We start from the raw sequence: 17,802 nt of genomic DNA, 5'->3' as shown, positions 1-17,802 counted from the left end.
GGCGATCGGAAGCGAAAAGCGGTCGCTGACGCTTGTTCTTCAGTCTGTACCGCGCTACTCGGGTGGTGTCCCTGTCCGGGAGTCCTCCCCCATGGGCAGACCCATCGGCCGACGGCCCTGCGGCTGTTGCGGCTCGGGGCGCGAGGGCGCCGGAGGCACCCGGCGGTCGACCGGCGCGTCGCTGAGCACGGTCATCGGCTCTCCGTGGTGCAGTACGACCAGCGGTTCTCCTTCGACCACCTGGTACCGCGCATGGGTCTGGCGGATGTCCACCTTCAGCCTGCGTCCGCGAACCAGCACGGTGAACGCCACTCTGGACAGCGCTTCCGGCAAGCGCGGTGCGAACGCCAGCCGGTCCGACGTGCCGTCCTCCTCGACGTACCTGCGCATTCCCCCGAAGCCCGCGACCAGGGCGATCCAGGTCCCGGCGAGGGAAGCGATGTGCAGCCCGTCACGGGTGTTGTGCTCGAGATCGTCCAGGTCCATCAGCGCGGCCTCGCCGAGGTAGCTGTAGGCCAGCCGCATGTGCCCGGTCTCAGCGGCGAGCACCGCCTGGCAGGATGCCGACAGGGAGGAATCGCGCACGGTCAGCGCTTCGTAGTACGCGAAATTGCGTGCCTTCTGCTCGTCGGTGAAGGCGTTCGGGCACTCCATCATCGCCAGCACAAGGTCCGCCTGCTTCACCACCTGCTTGCGGTAGAGGTCGAAGTAGGGATAGTGCAGCAGCAGCGGGTAGTTGTCGGACGGGGTCGCGTCGAAGTCCCAGTGCTGGAAGGTCGTGAAACCGGCCGACTGTTCGTGGACGCCGAGAGACTCGTTGTACGGCACCGCCATGCGGGCCGCGGCGTCCCGCCACACCGCAGCCTCCTCTTCGTCGACACCGAGCTCGGTGGCCCGGTCCGGATGACGCAGGGCCACGTCCGCGGCAGCGAGCAAGTTCTGCCGGGCCACCAGGTTGGTGTACAGATTGTCCCGGGCGAAGGCGCTGTACTCGTCCGGTCCGGTGACCCCGTCGATGTGGAAGACGCCTTCCGCGTCGTGGTGACCGAGGGATCGCCACAACCGGGCGGTGTTCACCAGAAGGTCGAGGCCCTCGCTCCGTTCGAAATCCTTGTCTCCGGTCACCATGACGTACCGTACGGCGGCCATGGCGATGTCGGCGTTCACGTGGAAGGCGGCTGTCCCGGCGGGCCAGTAGGCGGAGCACTCGGCCCCGTCGATGGTTCGCCAGGGGAACGTCGCCCCCGACAGCCCGAGTTGACTGGCGCGGTCCCGCGCCGCCGGCAGCGTCTGGTGCCGCCATCTCAGCGCCGACGCGACGGCCTCCGGCGCGGTGAACGTCAGTACCGGCAGCACGTAGGACTCGGTGTCCCAGAAGGAGTGCCCGTCGTACCCGGTTCCGGTCAGGCCCTTCGCCGGGATCGCCCGGTTCTCGCCGCGGGCCGCCGCCTGGAGGACATGGAAAAGCGCGAATCGCACCGCCTGTTGGATCTCCGCGTCGCCCTCCACCTCGACGTCCGCGCCGGCCCAGAAGCGGTCCAGGTACGTCCGTTGGGCGGCAACCAGTCCGTCCCAGCCGGTGCTGACCGCGGCCGCCACCGCCCCGTCCACCTGATCGTGCACGGCCGGCAGCGAGCGTTCGCCCGACCAGCCGTACGCCACGAACTTGACCAGCCTCAGTGGCTGACCGGGCGTCAGGTCCGCGGTCACTGTCAGACGGGCTACGTCGGGCTCGCTCTGCACCGTCCAGCTCGTGCTCTCGGGCCCCTCCACGAGGTGGTCGGCCGCCGCCGCCACCCGCAGTGCGCTACGGGTGGTGGAGTGCACGAGCCGCAGCCGGGTCTCCTGCGCAAAGTGCTCCTCGGGCACCAGCGGGGACTCGGTCGCCGCCGCGACGCGCGGGTCGCCCTCGAAGCGGGGCAGCTGTTCGTTGGCGACCAACTCGGACTGTACGGCCACCGTGCTCGGTCCGTCGATCGGCTCCACCTCGTACACCACCGCGGCCACCGCTCGCTGGGTGAAGGACACGAGCCGGCGTGAGGTGATGCGGATGGTGCGGCCGCCGGGCGAGGTCCACCGCGCGGTCCGACTGAGCACACCGGAGCGGAAGTCGAGAACCCGCTCGTGCGCCAGCAGCCGGCCGTAACGCAGATCGCACGGGTGGTCGTCGACGAGCAGCCGGATGATCTTGCCGTCGGTAATGTTGATCAGCGTCTGGCCGGACTCGGGATATCCGTAGCCCGCTTCCGCATAGGGCAGCGGATGCCGCTCGTAGACACCATTGAGGTACGCGCCGGGCAGTCCGTGCGGCTCGCCCTCGTCGAGGTTTCCGCGCCACCCGATGTGCCCGTTGGACAGCGCGAACACCGATTCGCTCTGAGCGAGCACGTCGAGGTTCAGCTCGGTCTCGCGCAGGCACCACGGCTCGACTGTGAAGCTGGGATGAGTGATCACCGGGACTCCAGCAGGTCAGCCAGGTCCCGGACGACCACATCCGCCCCGTGGGCCCGCAACTGCTCCGCCTGGCCCACCCGGTCGACCCCGACGACCACGGCGAACCGGCCCGCCCGGCCCGCCTCGACGCCGGCCAGGGCGTCTTCGAACACGGCAGCCTCGTCCGGGTCCGTTCCCAGACCGCGCGCCGCCTCCAGGTAGGTGTCCGGGGCGGGCTTGCCGCGCAAATGACGTTCGTGGGCCACCACTCCGTCGATCCGCTCGTCGAACAGGCCCTCGATCCCGGCCGCCACCAGGACGTCCCGGCAGTTCGCGCTGGACGACACCACCGCGCACCGCAGGCCGGCTTCCCGCGCCGCGTGAACGAAGCGGACCGAGCCCTCGTAGGGTTCCACCCCGTCCTCCCGGATCCGCCGCAGCACCAGGTTGTTCTTCCGGTTGCCCAGCCCGTTCACGGTCTCCGCCTCCGGTGGGTCGTCCGGTGATCCCTCAGGCAGGTGCACCCCGCGCGCGGCGAGGAATGTGCGCACCCCGTCCTCACGGGGGCGCCCGTCCACGTACTCGTCGTAGTCGTCGACCGCGTCAAAAGGCACGAACGAGGTCCCCTCCCTGGTCGCGCGCTCGCGGAGAAAACCGTCGAACATCTCCTTCCAGGCGACCGCGTGCACTTTCGCGGTCTGGGTGAGCACCCCGTCGAGATCGAACAAGCAGGCGCGGACGCGAGCAGGAAGCCCCAGCATGCGCCGAGGCTAGAAGGCGCATGCTGTCGGCGGCGGCAAGATACCGCCCGGCACGCCGGGAAGGCACCCGCTCGGCCGAGGCCCGAGCAGCAGCCAGGGGCGTCGCCTTTCGTACCGTTCCTACAGACTGAGGAGCGAGTCCTGCATCCAGGACCGCTGTTGCTCAGCCGCGTGCTCCGAACGGTGTTGGTCACGCTGGTCGCCCGCGTTCGCTCCGCTGCCGGGCGCCACGCATCTGGTGCGACGGTGGCGCCGACGTCTTCCTCGCCACGTCCGACGAACGGGACCGGATGCGCGCTCGGCATACCGACTGGCTTTCCAGTCATCCGTCAGGTCGCGTGCGAACTCCTCGGACTGCCAGGAGACGATCCACACCAGTTCGTGCTCCTCGACACGGACCACAGCCATCCGCACCGCTTCCACACTCACAGCCCGCCACTGCTGATAGTCGCGCTCCAGCTGTTCTTCGACAGCTCGAACGGCGGCTTCTCGCTCGATCACGCGTGCAGCATCCCGTACGGGGCCCCCGTCGACCAGCGAATTCGCACAGCGCAGAGCCACGTACGAGGGGGCTTGCGGACCTTCTTGCTCAGGAATACGACAGCCACGGAACAAGTGCTCTGCGCCAGCAGGTAGCCGGCCGCCGTCGCGGCGTCGAAGCCGTTCACCGACGACACCGCCACCCTCACCAGCAGCTCACCCGCCTGCGGGCGCGGGGTCTCGGCCTCGGCCACGGCCGGAGCGGCGGTGACTTCATGGAGTCGACAGCACGCATGACAACACCTCTCGGTAACTGGAACGGCCGTCCCGATGCCACGTTGCCCAGCCCGACAAAAGAAGTGGGCCGCCTGTTCCAGTTCGGTAGGGTGGTGACATGACCCGCATCGCAGCCCCCGACGAAAACCCTGGTCGCACGCCCGAGACGGGGCTGCGCGCCGACGCCGAACGCAATCGCGAGCGCATCCTCGCCGCCGCCCGCCGACTCTTCGCCACCGAAGGGCTCGGCGTCTCCATGGCCTCCGTCGCCCGCGAGGCCGGCGTCGGCAAAGCCACCCTCTCCCGCCGCTTCGCCACCCGCGACGAACTGATCAACGCAGTTTTCGCCGACCGCATGGACGCCTACGCCGACGCCGTCGCCACCGCCCTGGCCGACGACGACCCCTGGCACGGCTTCACCGGCTACATCCACACCGTCTGCGCCATGCAAGCCGCCGACCGCGGCTTCGCCGACGTCCTGACCATGACCTTCCCCGCCGCCAAAGCCGTAGAAGCCCGCCGCGCCGAGGCATACAACGGCTTCCTCGAAGTCATCGCCCGCGCCAAGACCAGCGGCCACCTCCGCGACGACTTCACCAGCCAGGACCTCGTCATCCTGCTCATGGCCAACGCCGGCGTCATCAACGCAGCAGGCGACGCAGCCCCCGACACTTGGCACCGCCTCGTCGCCCACATGCTCCGCTCCTACGCCACCCCCGGCGCGCCCCTCCCCCCGCTCCCCGAACCCCCCACCGACACCGCCCTCTACCGCGCCATGGTCCGCATCACCCGCCCCGGACCCGCCTGAGAACTCAACGCCTCCCCCGCCGCCCCGCGCCCGCTCCCGCGCCGCGATCGCGTCGTTGTTCACCACCCGCGCACACCCGAACGCCCGGGCCGGCGCGCTGCGCTGACCCGGCGTCGGGTCGAGGCGGAAGGCATACCGAAGCTGCACGATCCGGACGCCGACACCAGGCACCGACAACCCGGGGACGGACCAGCCGGATCCAGCTCCGCTGGAAGGAACGATCCGGCGACGCTCCACGTCGCCATGCTCAGATTCGCTTCACCACCGGCGTGAACGCCGGTGCACTGCGAATGAATCCCGGTAGCGCAAGGCCGCAAATGCAGCGCCCGTCGCGTACCGCGGAAGCTAGGATCCGGGCCATGGCCCTGACCGTGAACGACGTGGACCGGTTCGAGGCATCCAGGCCCCGCCTGGAGGCCATCGCCTACCGACTTTTCGGCTCCGCGAGCGAAGCCGAGGACGCCGTGCAGGAGACGTTCCTGCGCTGGCAGGCCGCCGACGTCGACCACATCGAGGTCCCTGAGGCCTGGCTGACGAAGGTTCTCACCAACCTGTGCCTCAACCAGCTCACCTCGGCCCGCGCACGGCGCGAGACCTATGTGGGCCAATGGCTCCCCGAACCGCTGCTCGCCGGAGACCCGATGCTCGGCCCGGCCGACACCGCCGAACAGCGAGAATCGGTCTCGTACGCGGTCCTCACGCTACTGGAGCGCCTCTCCGCCAACGAGCGGGCGGTGTACGTGCTGCGGGAGGCCTTCGACTACCCGCACCGGGAGATCGCCGAGATCCTCGACATCACCGAGGCGGCCAGCCAGCAGATCTTCCACCGCGCCAAGAAGCACGTCGCGGACGGCAGGGCCCGCACGGAGATCGACGAGGCCGCTGCCCGGCGGATCGTCGAGGAGTTCCTCGCAGCCGCCACCAGCGGCCGGACCGAGCCGCTGGTGCGGCTGCTCACCCAGGACGCCGTCTCGATCGGCGACGGCGGCGGGAAGGTCCCGGCTCGTGCCAAGGCGTTCGAAGGTGCTCTCGCGGTCGCGAAGTTCATGCGGGGCCTGTTCAAACCGAGCAAGGCCAAGCGCGTCCTGGCCGGCGGATCGCCCGAGGTCTACGCCACGACCGCCAACGGCGACCCCGCCATCGTGGCCGTCCTCGACGGCCGGGTCATCGGCGTCATGTGCCTGCAGGTCACCGCCGAGGGCATCGCCGCGTCCCGCAACCAGGTCAACCCCGACAAGCTCGAACGGGCGACCCGGCGGTGGGCGGCCTCCGACCACGGCGAACCCCTGCTCAACGCCTTCTGACCCTCCAGACCCTGGTGTGAGGTGCTTCACATCACGTTGCTGTCAGGAAATGGCGGGCTGCCCGGTTCAAGTGGCGAATCCGCTGAAGACAGGAGCTAGGACATGCAGCACCGCATCGTCGTCCTCGGAGCCGGATACACCGGAGCCATCGCCGCCGGGCGCATCGCCAAGCGGCTGCACCGCGAAGACGTCGCCATCACCCTCGTCAACGCCGAGCCCGACTTCGTCGAGCGCGTCCGGATGCACCAGCTCGCGGTCGGCCAGGACCTCAAGTCCCGGCCCTTCACCGAGATGTTCGCGGGCACCGGCGTCGAACTGAGGCTCGCGAAGGTCACCGGCGTCGACGTCGACCGCAAGACCGTCGCCGTCCTCGACGCGAACGGCGCCGAGGAACTGGCGTACGACACCCTCGTGTACGCCCTCGGCAGCGGCTGGAACGACCAGGGCGTCCCGGGCACCGCCGAACACGCCCACCAGATCGCCAGTCGCCCTGGAGCGCTGCGGCTGCGTGAGCGCCTGGTCGGCCTCGACGCCGGACAGCCCGTGGTGGTTGTCGGCGGCGGCCTCACCGGCCTGGAGGCCGCGACCGAGATCGCCGAGGCCCGCCCGGACCTCGATGTCGCCCTCGCCGCCCGCGGCGGCCTCGGCGACTGGCTCTCGCCCAAGGGCCGCCGGCACCTGCGGAAGGTCTTCGACAAGCTCGGCATCACCGTGCACGAGCACGCCGCCGTCACCGGCGTCGAGGCCGACCGCGTCGCCACCGCCGACGGCACGTCCATCCCGGCCGAGGTCACCGTGTGGACCACCGGCTTCGCCGTCCACCCGATCGCGAACGCCACCACCCTGGAGTTGACCGACACAGGCCGAATCGTGGTCGACCGGACCATGCGCTCGCTCTCGCACCCGGACGTGTACGCCATCGGCGACGCGGCCATGGTGACGGGCCCCGGCGACAAGCCACTGCGGATGTCGTGCGCCTCGGGCGTCCCCACCGCATGGCAGGCCGCCGACGCCATCGCGGCGCGCCTGACCGGCGGGAAGCCCCCGAACGTGCCGCTGCGCTACTTCAACCAGTGCATCTCGCTGGGCCGCAAGGAAGGCCTGATCCAGTACGTCACCGCCGACGACCGTGCCGTCCGGGCGGCCCTGACAGGACGGCTCGCCGCCGTCTACAAGGAGCTCGTCTGCAAAGGCGCGGCCTGGGGCGTCGCCAACCCGACACTCATGCCGACCCGGCGCCGCCACGTCGTACGCCGGCCGGCCCGGACGGGCGCGGCACTCAAGACGCCGGCCTGACTCACGCAAGGGCACGGCAGCCCATACCCGCCCGGCTCGACGCGGCCGTACGTGCCTGCGTACCCCGGCGCGCCGCACCTCAGCCGGCGCGTCGGGCTCGCCCGGGCAAGGGGCGTGCAGGGACGCCAGGGCGAGGCCGGCCGCTCCCACGCCCAGCGGGTTTCGGCTGCCGAAGCGGTAGGAGAGGTGGTGGTTCACCGACTGCGGTTCCACCACGGCCACCGCGACCGCTTCGTCGCCCTCTTCTGCGATCACCCTTGGGCCGCGCCGTCGGCATGCTCGGCCCCAATCGCGACGGCCGCCACGAGACAGGCGCCGAGGGAGGAAGGGCAAACCGTCGGCGGCCGGATCTGCGGAACGCCGCGCGACTGGGGCGACGGGCCCCGGTGACCCGGAGGTCATGCCCCCCACAGAGAAAGTCAAGGCGTTGACAGTCTATCCTTTGCCTTTATGGCGAGGTGCGCCCACACCGGCGCCCCCACTCTGAACGAAGGCGAGGAATCCATGGCCCCCTCGGACCACGACGCCGCACTCCGGGACCCCTGGGAGGCAGCCGCACCGGGGCATCTGCCGCCCCGCACTCAGGCCCTTCTGGCGCGGGACGCCTGCGCCCATGCCCACGGGATCATCGTCGAAGAGGCCGGCGATGGGCACTCACGGCTGTCCCTGACCGTGCGGCCCGACATGCTCAACAGTCACGGAATCTGCCACGGCGGGATCATCTTCCTGCTCGCCGACACCGCGCTCGCCTACGCCGCGAACGCGGGAGAGACGCCGGCCGTCTCCACAGGGGCACAGGTTCACTACCTCGCCCCCGCCCGCCCGGGGGACACTTTGAGCGCCACATGCCGGGCAGTGCACCAGGGCCCCAAGAGCGGCTTGTACGACGTCGTCGTGGCCCACCAGGACGGCGACGTGATCGCGACCTTCCGTGGCCAGAGTCTGCATACGAAGAACGTCGTACCGCGGCAGGGTGCCCTGTCCCCGGGAACCGCGGCGGACCGCCCCCGCGGCTGAGGCGGGGGCAGGGCCGCTCGGTACTCTGCACTGCATCACAGGGCAGGATCCACGGCGAGCAGGAAGCGGCGAGGCGAACGGTGACAGACGACGGGTCGGCGGACACCACTCCCGTAGCCGCTTCCGAGGTCCAGGGGCCCGAGTTCAGTGATGTCGCCCTGGAACTCACCCGGCGGGAACTTCCGGACATCGACGGCATGGCCTTCCACCTGGGCATGCTCCTGCTGCGCACCGCCAACACCCACAGCCAGCACTCCGAGCGTCTCGTCCACCGTCCGCGCGGCTTCAGCCACAGCGGCTTCCGGATCCTGTACATCGTGTGGATCTTCCGACAGGCGGAGGCCCGGGACATCGCGCGCCTGGCGGGCATGAGCCGTCAGGCCGCTTCCAGTGTCCTGGCGACGCTGGAAGCCGACGGCCTGGTGATCCGAGAACGGCTGTCGAGCACCGACCGACGCCTGGTGACGGTACGGCTGAGCGAGGCCGGCCATGCCGCCATCAAGGACGCGTTCGCACGCCAGAACCAGCTCGAGCGGGACTGGTTCGCGGACTTGACCGAGGCGGAGCAGGCCACCTTGAAGGACCTGCTGACCAAGGTGGCCGGCGGGATCGCCAAGTCGGCGAAGAAGACCCAGGGCTGACGTCGCCCACCAGCAGCGCGTACAGGCCCCACCCGTCCGAAATTATGTCAACCCATTGACAATCAAGCCCTAGCGTTGTTCATTTAACGCACTAGAAACTTCTTATAGCGCACACACAGCCGGAACGCCGCCACCGGCCCTCGCCGCAGCCGAACGGCCCGCTCCCGCGATGGCACTCACCGGAAGTCGATCATGCTGAATCTCGCCTCCATGCTGGAGTACACCGCACGGCACCACCCCGATCGCGAGGCCGTGACCCAAGGCCCCCTGCGCCTGACCTACGCCGAGCTCGACGCCGCCGCCAACCGCGTGGCGAACCTGCTCGCCGACCGCGGCATCGGCCGCGGCGACCGGGTGGCGCTCAGCTGTCCCAACCGCGTCGAATTCCCCACGCTCTACTACGGCATCCTCAAGGCGGGAGCCGCCGTCGTCCCGCTCAACGTCATGCTGCAGCCACGGGAGATCGCCTACCACCTGACCGACTCGCAGGTCAAAGCCTTCTTCTGCCACGCGGGCCCGACCGCTGCGGTGCCGGCCTCAGCGGTCGCCGAGGCCGTGGCGCAGGCGCCCTCCTGCGAGCACCTGATCCTGATCACCGACGACCCGGCGGACGATTCCCCCCTGGCCGACGTCCCCACTCTGAGTACGGTGCTGGCGAGCAGGAGCGACGTGCACGAGAGCGTCTGCACCCTGGAGTCGGACACCGCGGTGATCCTCTACACCAGCGGCACCACAGGCAGTCCGAAGGGCGCGGAACTCACCCACGCCAACATGACGCTCAACGCGCTCACCTGCCACCGCACCATCGAGGCACGCCAGGACGACGTACACCTGATCGTCCTGCCGCTGTTCCACAGCTTCGGCCAGACCGTCCAGATGAACGCCATCTTCGGCATCGGCGCCCGCATGGTGCTCATGCCGCGCTTCGAGGCGGCGAAGGTCATGCGGACGCTGGCCCGCGAGAAAGTCACCGTCTTCGCCGGCGTCCCGACCATGTACTGGAAGCTCCTCGAAGAGCCCGTCGACGACGACACCCGCAAGGCCGTCACCACGCGGCTCCGCATGGCGATTTCGGGCGGCGCGGCGCTCGCCGTCGAGATCGCCGAACGCTTCCGCAAGGCCTTCGGCATCAGCATCCATGAGGGATACGGGCTGTCCGAGACCAGCCCCATGGTCACCTTCCAGCATCCCGGCCGCCCGCCGAAACCCGGCTCGGTGGGCGGCCCGGTATGGGGCGTGGAGATGCGTCTGGTCGACCCCTCGGGCACCGAGGTCACCGACGGTGAGCCGGGCGAGGTCGCCATCCGCGGACACAACGTCATGAAGGGCTATTTCGGCCGCCCCGACGCCACCGCCGAGGTCCTGCGCGACGGCTGGTTCTTCACCGGGGACATCGCACGGCGTGACGCCGACGGCGACTACGTCCTCGTCGACCGCGCCAAGGACCTCATCATCCGGGGCGGATACAACGTCTATCCCCGCGAACTCGAAGAAGCCCTGCTCACCCACCCCGACGTGAGCCTGGCCGCAGTGGTCGGCGTCCCGCACCCCGTACACGGCGAGGAAGTCAAGGCGTACGTCGTACGACGCCAGGGATCGCACCTCTCGCAAGACGCCCTCCGCACCTGGTGCAAGAGCGCCATGGCCGCCTACAAGTACCCGCGCCTGTTCGAGTTCTGCGACGAACTGCCCATGACCGCCAGCGGCAAGATCCTCAAACGGCAGCTGAAGTGAACAAGTACTGCACTCCGCCGCCGTCCGTCGTCCTCGTCCACCCGTCGGCCCTGTCGGCCGAGCCGGTACCCGGCCTGCCGCCTACGCAGGCGAGTTCCTGCGGGGCACCACCCCTGCCGCGGTCGGCCCCGCCCGCTCCGGCTGCCTGAACCGGGACGCCGGTCCCGCGCTGCCCGCTCTCCCCTCCCCCGACCACAGATCCGCGGCACCCGCGCGCCCAAGACGCAGGGACCGGCTCGCCCGGCGCCTCCGTGTCCTCACCGCCCGCTTCCGGGCCTCCGCCTGGAAGCTGGTAGCCGGACAGGCCCTCCTAGAGCAGGATGAGTGCCTGCATCGCATCGCGTTCGATTCATTCTCCTCACTCGCCTGATGACAACGCTGCGGATGGGTGTGCCCCACCACCGCTTCCCAGGCTTGGCTCGCAGCACACGGTCCGCCGAGGCCCCGGGGCTTGAGTCCTTTCGCCCGGAAAACGTGCGTGCGTACGGGATCTCGGCCGTGCCAGGATGGCGTCGGGAGGCGAGGTTTCGTGGATGAGTTGAGGCGATTCCGCCTGGCGCTGGCCGCGTGGGCGGCCGGCGGAGCGGGGGCAAGTGCGGCCGCCGAGGTCGCGCGGGAGCTGGCCGACGGCGGTCTGCGGACGATCGTGCTCGTCGAGGGGAGCAGTGATCAGGTCGCGCTCGAAGCGCTGGCCACGCGCTACGGCCGGGACCTCGGCGCGGAGGGTGTCGCGGTCGTACCGCTCGGAGGAGCGACGAACATCGGGCGCTTCCTGGACGTGTGCGGTCCTCCGGGGCTCGATCGCCCGCTGGCCGGCCTCTGCGACATCGGCGAGGAGCGGCACTTCCGGCGTCATCTGGAGCGGGTCGGGCTCGGGTCCGGTCTCACGCACACCAGTCTGGAGACACTCGGGTTCCAGCTGTGCGTCGCCGACCTGGAGGACGAGCTGATCCGCGCTCTCGGGGCGGAGGACGTGCAGCAGGTGATCGAGGCCCAGGGCGAGATGCGCCCCTTCCGCACCTTCCAGGGCCAGCCGGCTCAGCGGGAACGGCCCGTGGAACACCAACTGCGGCGCTTCATGGGCACGCACAGCGGTCGCAAGGCACTCTACGCGCAGGCGCTGGTCGCGCACCTGGACCTCAAGCGCGTTCCCCGGCCGCTGGAACGCCTTCTCACGCGCGTCTGACACCGGCCGACGCCATGCGCGGTACTGCCCTGGGTGCAGGTCGCGACATGGGCGGTCCTCGGCTCGATCGCCGGTGCGATCGTGGGAGCCTTCTTACCGTCAAAGGACTGGCCCGACGCCACGGTTGGGGCTTGGGGCATGGCACTCACCGGCGCGTTCATCGGTGGTATCAGCGCATTCACCGCGAACAACGCGATCGACCACTGGCCGCGGTACGACCACGCCGCAACTGTATCCGGGCCCCGACAGGCTCGCTTCAGGCACAAGGCGCTCGGCGGGACGGCCGTCGGCCTCCTGTGTGGGGGCCTTCTCGCGGGTTTGGCCCAGATCGATCCGTTCTGGAATCTCCTCATCGGTGATCCGATCCCGTTCTTCTCCACCTTGCCGGACCGGCCCCTGGACGGGCTTGCGGGTGGGGCCCTCGCGGGTGCGGTGATCGGGTTGTACCGCTGGGCCGACATTGCCGGCTGTGGCTGGGCCACGTCCGCACGGGAGTATAATTTTCATCGGACGATGAATTACTGCTCACCCGGAAGGTGGGGCCGTGATGGAGCGGACCACGTGTTGTGTGGTGGGAGGCGGCCCCGCGGGCATGGTCCTCGCCCTGCTGATGGCCCGGGCGGGCATCGCTGTGACCGTGCTGGAGAAGCACGGCGACTTCCTGCGCGACTTTCGCGGCGACACCGTGCACCCGTCGACGCTGGCGCTGCTGGACGATCTGGGTTTGGCCGAGCGCTTCGCCCGGCTGCCGCAGCGCCGGGTCCGCACCGTCCAGTTGCCCGTCGGGGCCGGCCGGTCGATGATCACGATCGCGGACCTCGCGGTGCTGCCCGGCCCGTACAACTACGTGGCGATGGTGCCCCAGTGGGACCTGCTCGACCTTCTCGCCGACGAGGCCCGCCGCGAACCATCCTTCCACCTGCGGATGAACACCGAGGCGACCTCCCTCCTGATCGAAGGCGGGCGGGTGACCGGGGTGCGCTACCGCACTCGCGACGGCCGCACCGGCGAACTGCGCGCCGTTCTCACGGTCGCCTGCGACGGGCGCGGATCACTGGCCCGCGCCCGGCCCGAACTGGGACTGCACCGCTTCGACTGCCCCATGGACGCCTGGTGGTTCCGGCTGCCGCGGCACGAGGGCGATCCACGCGGACTCGTCGGCGGCGCCGGCGACCGCTTCCTCACCGCGATGATCGACCGCGGGGACTACTGGCAGTGCGCCGCACTCATCCCCAAGGGCACCGACCCCGAGCGACGCGCCGCCGGCCTCGACCGCTTCCTGGCGGACTATGCAGCCGCCGTTCCCTGGCTCGCGGACCGCACGCACGCACTGCGTTCCTGGGACGACGTCAAGCTGCTCGACGTGCACCTGGACCGTCTGCGCCGCTGGCATCGTCCCGGGCTGCTGTGCATCGGCGACGCGGCGCACGCGATGTCACCGGTCTTCGGCATCGGTATCAATCTCGCCGTGGAGGACGCCGTGGCCGCCGCCCGACACCTGGTCGAGCCGCTGCGCCGCGGGGCGGTGGGCCTGCGCGACGTGCGCGCGGTGCAGCGCCGTCGACGTCCCACCACCGTCGCGACACAGGCACTCCAGCGGACGGCCCACGCCCGCTTCATCGCGCCCGTCCTGCAGGGACAGCCACCTTTCGGCAGCGCGGACCGGGCCCGGCGCATCACTGCGCTGCTCACCGGGTCACGCCTGATACGCCGTCTCCCCGCGTACTTCATCGCCTATGGCGCGCTACGGGAGCGGCCACCGGACGCGTCCGTGCGGCGCTGACGGCAAGCGTGGCGGCCAGGGCTGAGGCAAGCGGGGCGGCGCCGATCGAGGCCACGGTGCCGACGGCAACTCCGGCCAGGTGCGCCGTTGTTCATCGACGTCGATCTCGGCCCGGCCGAGCAGCTTTGCCCGTGCTCTCAGCGCACCTTCCAGGTGCCGGGACGGCGTACGCTCTGCCCGCGCCACCAATCTCCCCGGCAAGGGCTGCCCCTCGGGGAAGCGTGTGTCGGCACCGACCTCCCCGTTCCTGCAACGCGAGGCCGGACCTTCAGCGCGAGGGGCGCAGGCCGTCCATCGTGACCTGGACGAGTCTGCGCGCCGCGGCCTGGGACCGCAGCCCGCCCGCCGCGCCGAGGGCGTGCAGGCAGTAGGCGGCCAGCTCGTCGGGTGACACGTCATCGCGCACCTCACCGGCCTCCACGCCCCCGGCGAGCAGTTCACTGACGAACCGGAGCAGATGCCGCTCGGCGTGGGCGACGTGCTCTCCGCGGTGCAGCACGGCACCGATCTCCGCGTCGTGACCGTGACGGCGCCGCTGGATGGAGGCGTAGGCACCGAGGACCGCCGTCAGCCGCTCGCCGGGTCCCCCGGGCCCGTCGCGCAGCGCCGAAAGTTCCTGTAGATGGTCGGCGATCTGGCGCTCGTGCCACGCCGTGAGGATCGATTCGACGTCCGGAAAGTACTTGTACAGCGTGGCCCGGCCGATCCCGGTCCCCTCGGCGATCCGGGACATCGTCACGCCCCGTAGCCCGTGCTCGGCCACGAGAGCTGCCGTGACCTCCAGCACCGTGTCCCGTACCGCGCGGCGGTGCTCCTGGATCGTCTCGTTCCACAGTTTCGGCACACCCGTAGTGTACGTGGCGACCGGTTGGAAACACCATGACTTGACGTAGACAGAGTGTCTCGATAAATCTGGGAGTGTCGCCCGGGGCCCTGTCCCCGGCCATCAGGATCCGACCGCACAAGGGGAGCACCCCATGTCCGTCTCATCGCATCACCCAGCCTCAACGGCTCCCCGGGAGCCCGACGACTTGTATGTCACCCCACCGCCCTGGGACATCGGCCGCCCCCAGCCCGCCTTCCTCGTCCTCGCCGAGGCAGGCGCGCTCAGGGGCCGGGTACTGGATGCCGGCTGCGGTACCGGGGAGCACGTGCTCATGGCCGCCGGCCTCGGGCTCGACGCCACTGGCATCGACCTCGCGGCGCGAGCCCTGCGCACCGCGGAGGAGAAGGCGCGTGCCCGCGACCTGGCGGCACTGTTCCTGCGTCACGACGCCCGGCAACTGGCCGACTTAGGTGAGCGCTTCGACACCGTGCTCGATTGCGGGCTCTTCCACGTCCTCGACAGCGAGGACCGCACCGCGTACGTCGACGGCCTGCGGTCCGCACTGCGGCCGGGCGGCCGCTGTTTCATGCTCTGCATCAGTGACCGGGACCGCGGCGCATGGGGTCCGGTCCACAAGGTGACGCGTGGCGAGATCGAAGCGGCGTTCGCCGACGGCTGGCGTATCGACTCCGTCGAACCGTCCGCCATCGAACTCAGCGCCGCCCCGGGCCGTGTCGAGGCATGGCTCGCCGCTCTGACCAGGACCTGAACCTCCCTTTGACGGCCACCGACCCGAGGATCGCCATGCCGATCGCCGAAGCCCGCATCTCCACCGACCGGCCCAGCCGGTATCTCGTCCAGTTGTGCAAGCACTTCACCAACAAGGGCCGCCACCTCGGCGACCGTGCGCGGTCTCACCAGAGTGGCGACGCCACGCCGCCGGCCGGTACGCACCTGCCACCCGAACTCGAGCCGGAGCAGATCCACGTCGAGTGGTCCCAGACCCGGGGCGTCCTGAGCCTGCCGTGGGGCCGGTGCGCCTTGGATGCCGAGCCGGACGCGCTGGTGCTGCACGCCGAGGCCGACGACGAGCAGGGGCTGCGGCGGCTCCAGGACCTCCTGGAAACGCACATCGGCAGGTTCGGCAGGCGCGACGAGCTGCGAGTGGACTGGCAACAGCAAGAAGAGCCTGCCGCCCAGCGCGCAGAGGTCTCCGGCACCACGCCCCCACCCGCGGCATCGGGCTCGGCGTGGCGCAGGCGTCTCACCTGGGCAGGTATCACGGTCCTCGGCACCCTTGCCGTGGCCGTCCATCTAGGCCTGGCCGATGCGGTGTTCTCCGGGCCACACTGGGCGGGCCGGGTCGTCGGTGCCGTCCTGGCAGTCATCGTCGTGAAGATCACGGCACTGACAGTGCTCGGCCGTCAGGTGCATCGCCGCAGTCGGCGACACGCAGAGTAGCTCGCAGCGCACCGCGGCGCGCGTTCGGCTGAGCGAGGTCGGACAGGCGCAGGGGCATGCCGGCAGGTCCCGGCCAGTCCCCACACAGGCAGTCCCACGGGGGCAGGACCCGAACCCGGATCGAGCCATCGATACCCAGGTGGGGTATTGTCCGATGGCGGGCACCGAACGAGAAGGAAGGGCATGGCCGTGGACAGCGCACAGGCAGACAGGCGGGGCACCACCCGGCTGCTGGCGGTGTGCGCGGTGTTGTTCGGCCTGTTCCTCATGCATGGCGCCCCGGCCACGGCCGCGGAGGGCTGCCACGGCACCATGCCCGCGATCGCGGCCCCGCCGATGACCGGCGGCCACGACGCCGCTGTGATGACCACAGCCGCGCGGGCCGCGCACGATCCCGGCCCCGCCGTCCTGGCTGCCGACGCGCCCGGGATGCCCGGCGTGCTGTGCGTGTCGACCCCCGCCCACGAGCGGACCCCCTTGCCTACGCCCGGCCTGCTCACCGTGGCAGGCGCCGCCGTACTCGCCCTATGGATGCCGGCCCGACTGCGGGCGGCGGCGGGCGGGACGGTGTGGCGCGGGCCACCAGCCGGCGGACGAGATCTTCTGCTCCAAGTGTGCATCGCGCGGACATGACAGGCGCGTGCCGAACCCGGCCCAGACCGGAACCGGCAACCGTGTCCTGCTCGTTTCCGCGCACCACCGGTGTGGTGTGCCCACCCGGAAAGATCCCACTTCGATGTTCGTCTCTTCCCGTTTCACTGCGCGCCGCCGCAGCCTCGCAGCGGCAAGCGTCGCGACCGCTCTGGCGCTGACGCTGGCCGCCTGCGGTTCCTCCAGCGACTCCTCGTCCATGCCCGGCATGGACCACGGCAGCAAGTCCTCCGTGTCCTCCTCGCCCAGCACGTCGCAAGCGATGGGTGACATGCCCGGCATGGACCACATGGCCTCCGGCAACGGCCTGTCCGACACCCAGGACGGCTACCGCCTCACCTCCAAAACAGCGGCCCTGCCGTCCGGCAAGCAGACCACCTACCGGTTCACGGTGACCGACCCGGACGGCAAGCCGGTCACCGGCTTCGCCCCCGACCAGACCAAGCGGATGCACTTCTACGCCATCCGCTCCGACCTGAGCGGCTTCCAGCACATCCACCCCACCATGGCCGCCGACGGCACCTGGAGTGCCGACCTGACCTCCCTCGCCCCCGGCTCCTGGCGCCTGTTCGCCTCCTTCGCCCCCGATTCCGGGCCCGGCAAGGGCAAGGACTTCGTGCTGTCGCGCACCGTCACCGTGCCCGGCGAAGCCACCAAGACCCCGCTGCCCGCCCCCGCCGGCAGCACGCAGGTCGACGGGTACAGCGTCACCGTCAAGGGCGAGCCGATGGCGGGCATGGCGCACCCGCTGACCGTCTCCATCGCCAAGGACGGCAAGCCCGTCACCGACCTGCAGCCCTACCTGGACACCTACGCCCACCTGACCGCCTTCCACGAAGGCGACGCCGCGTTCGCCCACCTTCACCCCACCACCAAGGTGACCGGCGACCACGGCGGCCCCGACCTGGCCTTCAACGCCGAACTGCCCACCTCCGGCAACTGGCGGCTGTTCCTGCAGTTCCAGACCGGCGGCGCGCTGCACACCGCTGCCCTGACCCTGCACGTGGGCTGACCCCTGTGCGGTGGGGCGCCCCCCGCGGGGGGGCCCCCCCCCCCCCCCCCCCCCACCCCCCCCCCCCCCCCCCGGGGGGGCGCGGGGGGGGCCGGCAAAAGGCCCGGGTCGGCGGTTTAGATTCACGCCCGGA

General features: G+C 70.4%; 17 protein-coding genes and 1 pseudogene. 12 read left to right on the top strand and 6 right to left on the bottom strand.

The features are described 5' to 3' along the window. Positions 1-54: 54 nt before the first annotated feature. From ACFY16_RS26840 to ACFY16_RS26825, 4 genes are all read right to left on the bottom strand, one after another. A complete protein-coding gene (locus ACFY16_RS26840; RefSeq protein ID WP_390649748.1) occupies positions 55-2,454 on the bottom strand; it encodes a glycoside hydrolase family 65 protein in 2,400 nt (799 codons plus the stop codon). Further along, on the bottom strand, positions 2,451-3,194 hold the full coding sequence (locus ACFY16_RS26835) for an HAD family hydrolase (RefSeq protein ID WP_390649747.1): 744 nt from the start codon (positions 3,192-3,194) through the stop codon (positions 2,451-2,453). Before ACFY16_RS26835 ends, ACFY16_RS26840 begins: the two co-directional genes overlap by 4 nt. Positions 3,195-3,314: 120 nt before the next feature. After that, positions 3,315-3,623, bottom strand: a complete 309-nt coding sequence (locus ACFY16_RS26830; protein WP_390649929.1) for a hypothetical protein — start codon at positions 3,621-3,623, stop codon at positions 3,315-3,317. Between the two features lie 68 nt (positions 3,624-3,691). Continuing rightward, the gene (locus tag ACFY16_RS26825; RefSeq protein ID WP_390649746.1) at positions 3,692-3,928 is read right to left on the bottom strand and encodes a hypothetical protein; all 237 of its coding nucleotides are present in this window, start codon (positions 3,926-3,928) and stop codon (positions 3,692-3,694) included. A 140-nt stretch (positions 3,929-4,068) separates the two neighbouring features. Here ACFY16_RS26825 and ACFY16_RS26820 point away from each other — a divergent pair, with 140 nt between their 5' ends. Continuing rightward, positions 4,069-4,758 carry a TetR/AcrR family transcriptional regulator gene (locus ACFY16_RS26820; protein ID WP_390649745.1) on the top strand — a complete coding sequence of 230 codons (690 nt, stop codon included), beginning with the start codon at positions 4,069-4,071 and terminating at the stop codon, positions 4,756-4,758. Positions 4,759-4,773: 15 nt separating this feature from the next. Here the strand turns inward: ACFY16_RS26820 and ACFY16_RS26815 are convergent. Further along, positions 4,774-4,905 (bottom strand): annotated as a pseudogene (locus tag ACFY16_RS26815) (helix-turn-helix domain-containing protein); the annotation flags it as partial. Positions 4,906-5,117: 212 nt separating this feature from the next. Here ACFY16_RS26815 and sigJ point away from each other — a divergent pair. The 7 genes from sigJ to ACFY16_RS26780 all read left to right on the top strand — a co-directional run bounded on the left by sigJ (position 5,118) and on the right by ACFY16_RS26780 (position 13,719). Then, positions 5,118-6,062, top strand: coding sequence for an RNA polymerase sigma factor SigJ (gene sigJ / locus ACFY16_RS26810; protein WP_390649744.1), 945 nt, complete (start codon positions 5,118-5,120; stop codon positions 6,060-6,062). A gap of 102 nt (positions 6,063-6,164) precedes the next feature. Continuing rightward, positions 6,165-7,358: an NAD(P)/FAD-dependent oxidoreductase gene (locus tag ACFY16_RS26805; protein ID WP_390649743.1), complete on the top strand. Its 1,194-nt coding sequence runs from the start codon at positions 6,165-6,167 to the stop codon at positions 7,356-7,358. 504 nt (positions 7,359-7,862) lie between these two features. Next, positions 7,863-8,375: a hydroxyphenylacetyl-CoA thioesterase PaaI gene (gene paaI / locus ACFY16_RS26800; protein ID WP_390649742.1), complete on the top strand. Its 513-nt coding sequence runs from the start codon at positions 7,863-7,865 to the stop codon at positions 8,373-8,375. Positions 8,376-8,455: 80 nt separating this feature from the next. After that, positions 8,456-9,016, top strand: coding sequence for a MarR family winged helix-turn-helix transcriptional regulator (locus tag ACFY16_RS26795; RefSeq protein WP_390649741.1), 561 nt, complete (start codon positions 8,456-8,458; stop codon positions 9,014-9,016). A 192-nt stretch (positions 9,017-9,208) separates the two neighbouring features. Further along, positions 9,209-10,750 (top strand): long-chain fatty acid--CoA ligase, encoded by a 1,542-nt coding sequence (locus ACFY16_RS26790; RefSeq protein WP_390649740.1) that lies wholly within the window; start codon positions 9,209-9,211, stop codon positions 10,748-10,750. A gap of 529 nt (positions 10,751-11,279) precedes the next feature. Further along, on the top strand, positions 11,280-11,936 hold the full coding sequence (locus ACFY16_RS26785; protein WP_390649739.1) for a TOPRIM nucleotidyl transferase/hydrolase domain-containing protein: 657 nt from the start codon (positions 11,280-11,282) through the stop codon (positions 11,934-11,936). A 547-nt stretch (positions 11,937-12,483) separates the two neighbouring features. Further along, positions 12,484-13,719 (top strand): FAD-dependent oxidoreductase, encoded by a 1,236-nt coding sequence (locus tag ACFY16_RS26780; protein ID WP_390649738.1) that lies wholly within the window; start codon positions 12,484-12,486, stop codon positions 13,717-13,719. A 268-nt stretch (positions 13,720-13,987) separates the two neighbouring features. Here ACFY16_RS26780 and ACFY16_RS26775 read toward each other — a convergent pair whose 3' ends face one another. Then, positions 13,988-14,563 carry a TetR/AcrR family transcriptional regulator gene (locus ACFY16_RS26775; RefSeq protein ID WP_390649737.1) on the bottom strand — a complete coding sequence of 192 codons (576 nt, stop codon included), beginning with the start codon at positions 14,561-14,563 and terminating at the stop codon, positions 13,988-13,990. Between the two features lie 187 nt (positions 14,564-14,750). Here ACFY16_RS26775 and ACFY16_RS26770 point away from each other — a divergent pair, with 187 nt between their 5' ends. The 4 genes from ACFY16_RS26770 (at position 14,751) to ACFY16_RS26755 (ending at position 17,669) form a co-directional block, all read left to right on the top strand. Beyond that, entirely contained in the window at positions 14,751-15,314 is a 564-nt protein-coding gene (locus ACFY16_RS26770) for a class I SAM-dependent methyltransferase (protein WP_390649736.1), read from the top strand. A gap of 35 nt (positions 15,315-15,349) precedes the next feature. Continuing rightward, a complete protein-coding gene (locus tag ACFY16_RS26765) occupies positions 15,350-16,006 on the top strand; it encodes a DUF2218 domain-containing protein (protein WP_390649735.1) in 657 nt (218 codons plus the stop codon). Between the two features lie 183 nt (positions 16,007-16,189). Continuing rightward, positions 16,190-16,639, top strand: a complete 450-nt coding sequence (locus ACFY16_RS26760) for a hypothetical protein (protein WP_390649734.1) — start codon at positions 16,190-16,192, stop codon at positions 16,637-16,639. 103 nt (positions 16,640-16,742) lie between these two features. Further along, entirely contained in the window at positions 16,743-17,669 is a 927-nt protein-coding gene (locus tag ACFY16_RS26755; protein ID WP_390649733.1) for a hypothetical protein, read from the top strand. Positions 17,670-17,802: the final 133 nt, after the last annotated feature.

This window comes from Streptomyces sp. NPDC001315 (genome assembly GCF_042896175.1).
Lineage (GTDB): Bacteria > Actinomycetota > Actinomycetes > Streptomycetales > Streptomycetaceae > Streptomyces.
The sequence above is the reverse complement of the archived record's forward strand: the minus strand, read 5'-3'. Positions and strand labels throughout refer to the sequence as shown.

Excerpts from the sequence above, each read along its gene's own strand:
- sigJ (WP_390649744.1), top strand. The coding sequence starts at position 5,118 with ATGGCCCTGACCGTGAACGACGTGGACCGGTTCGAGGCATCCAGGCCC.
- ACFY16_RS26765 (WP_390649735.1), top strand. The coding sequence starts at position 15,350 with ATGCCGATCGCCGAAGCCCGCATCTCCACCGACCGGCCCAGCCGGTAT.
- ACFY16_RS26835 (WP_390649747.1), bottom strand. The coding sequence starts at position 3,194 with ATGCTGGGGCTTCCTGCTCGCGTCCGCGCCTGCTTGTTCGATCTCGAC.
- ACFY16_RS26820 (WP_390649745.1), top strand. The coding sequence starts at position 4,069 with ATGACCCGCATCGCAGCCCCCGACGAAAACCCTGGTCGCACGCCCGAG.
- ACFY16_RS26755 (WP_390649733.1), top strand. The coding sequence starts at position 16,743 with ATGTTCGTCTCTTCCCGTTTCACTGCGCGCCGCCGCAGCCTCGCAGCG.
- ACFY16_RS26805 (WP_390649743.1), top strand. The coding sequence starts at position 6,165 with ATGCAGCACCGCATCGTCGTCCTCGGAGCCGGATACACCGGAGCCATC.
- paaI (WP_390649742.1), top strand. The coding sequence starts at position 7,863 with ATGGCCCCCTCGGACCACGACGCCGCACTCCGGGACCCCTGGGAGGCA.
- ACFY16_RS26780 (WP_390649738.1), top strand. The coding sequence starts at position 12,484 with ATGGAGCGGACCACGTGTTGTGTGGTGGGAGGCGGCCCCGCGGGCATG.
- ACFY16_RS26790 (WP_390649740.1), top strand. The coding sequence starts at position 9,209 with ATGCTGAATCTCGCCTCCATGCTGGAGTACACCGCACGGCACCACCCC.
- ACFY16_RS26760 (WP_390649734.1), top strand. The coding sequence starts at position 16,190 with ATGGCCGTGGACAGCGCACAGGCAGACAGGCGGGGCACCACCCGGCTG.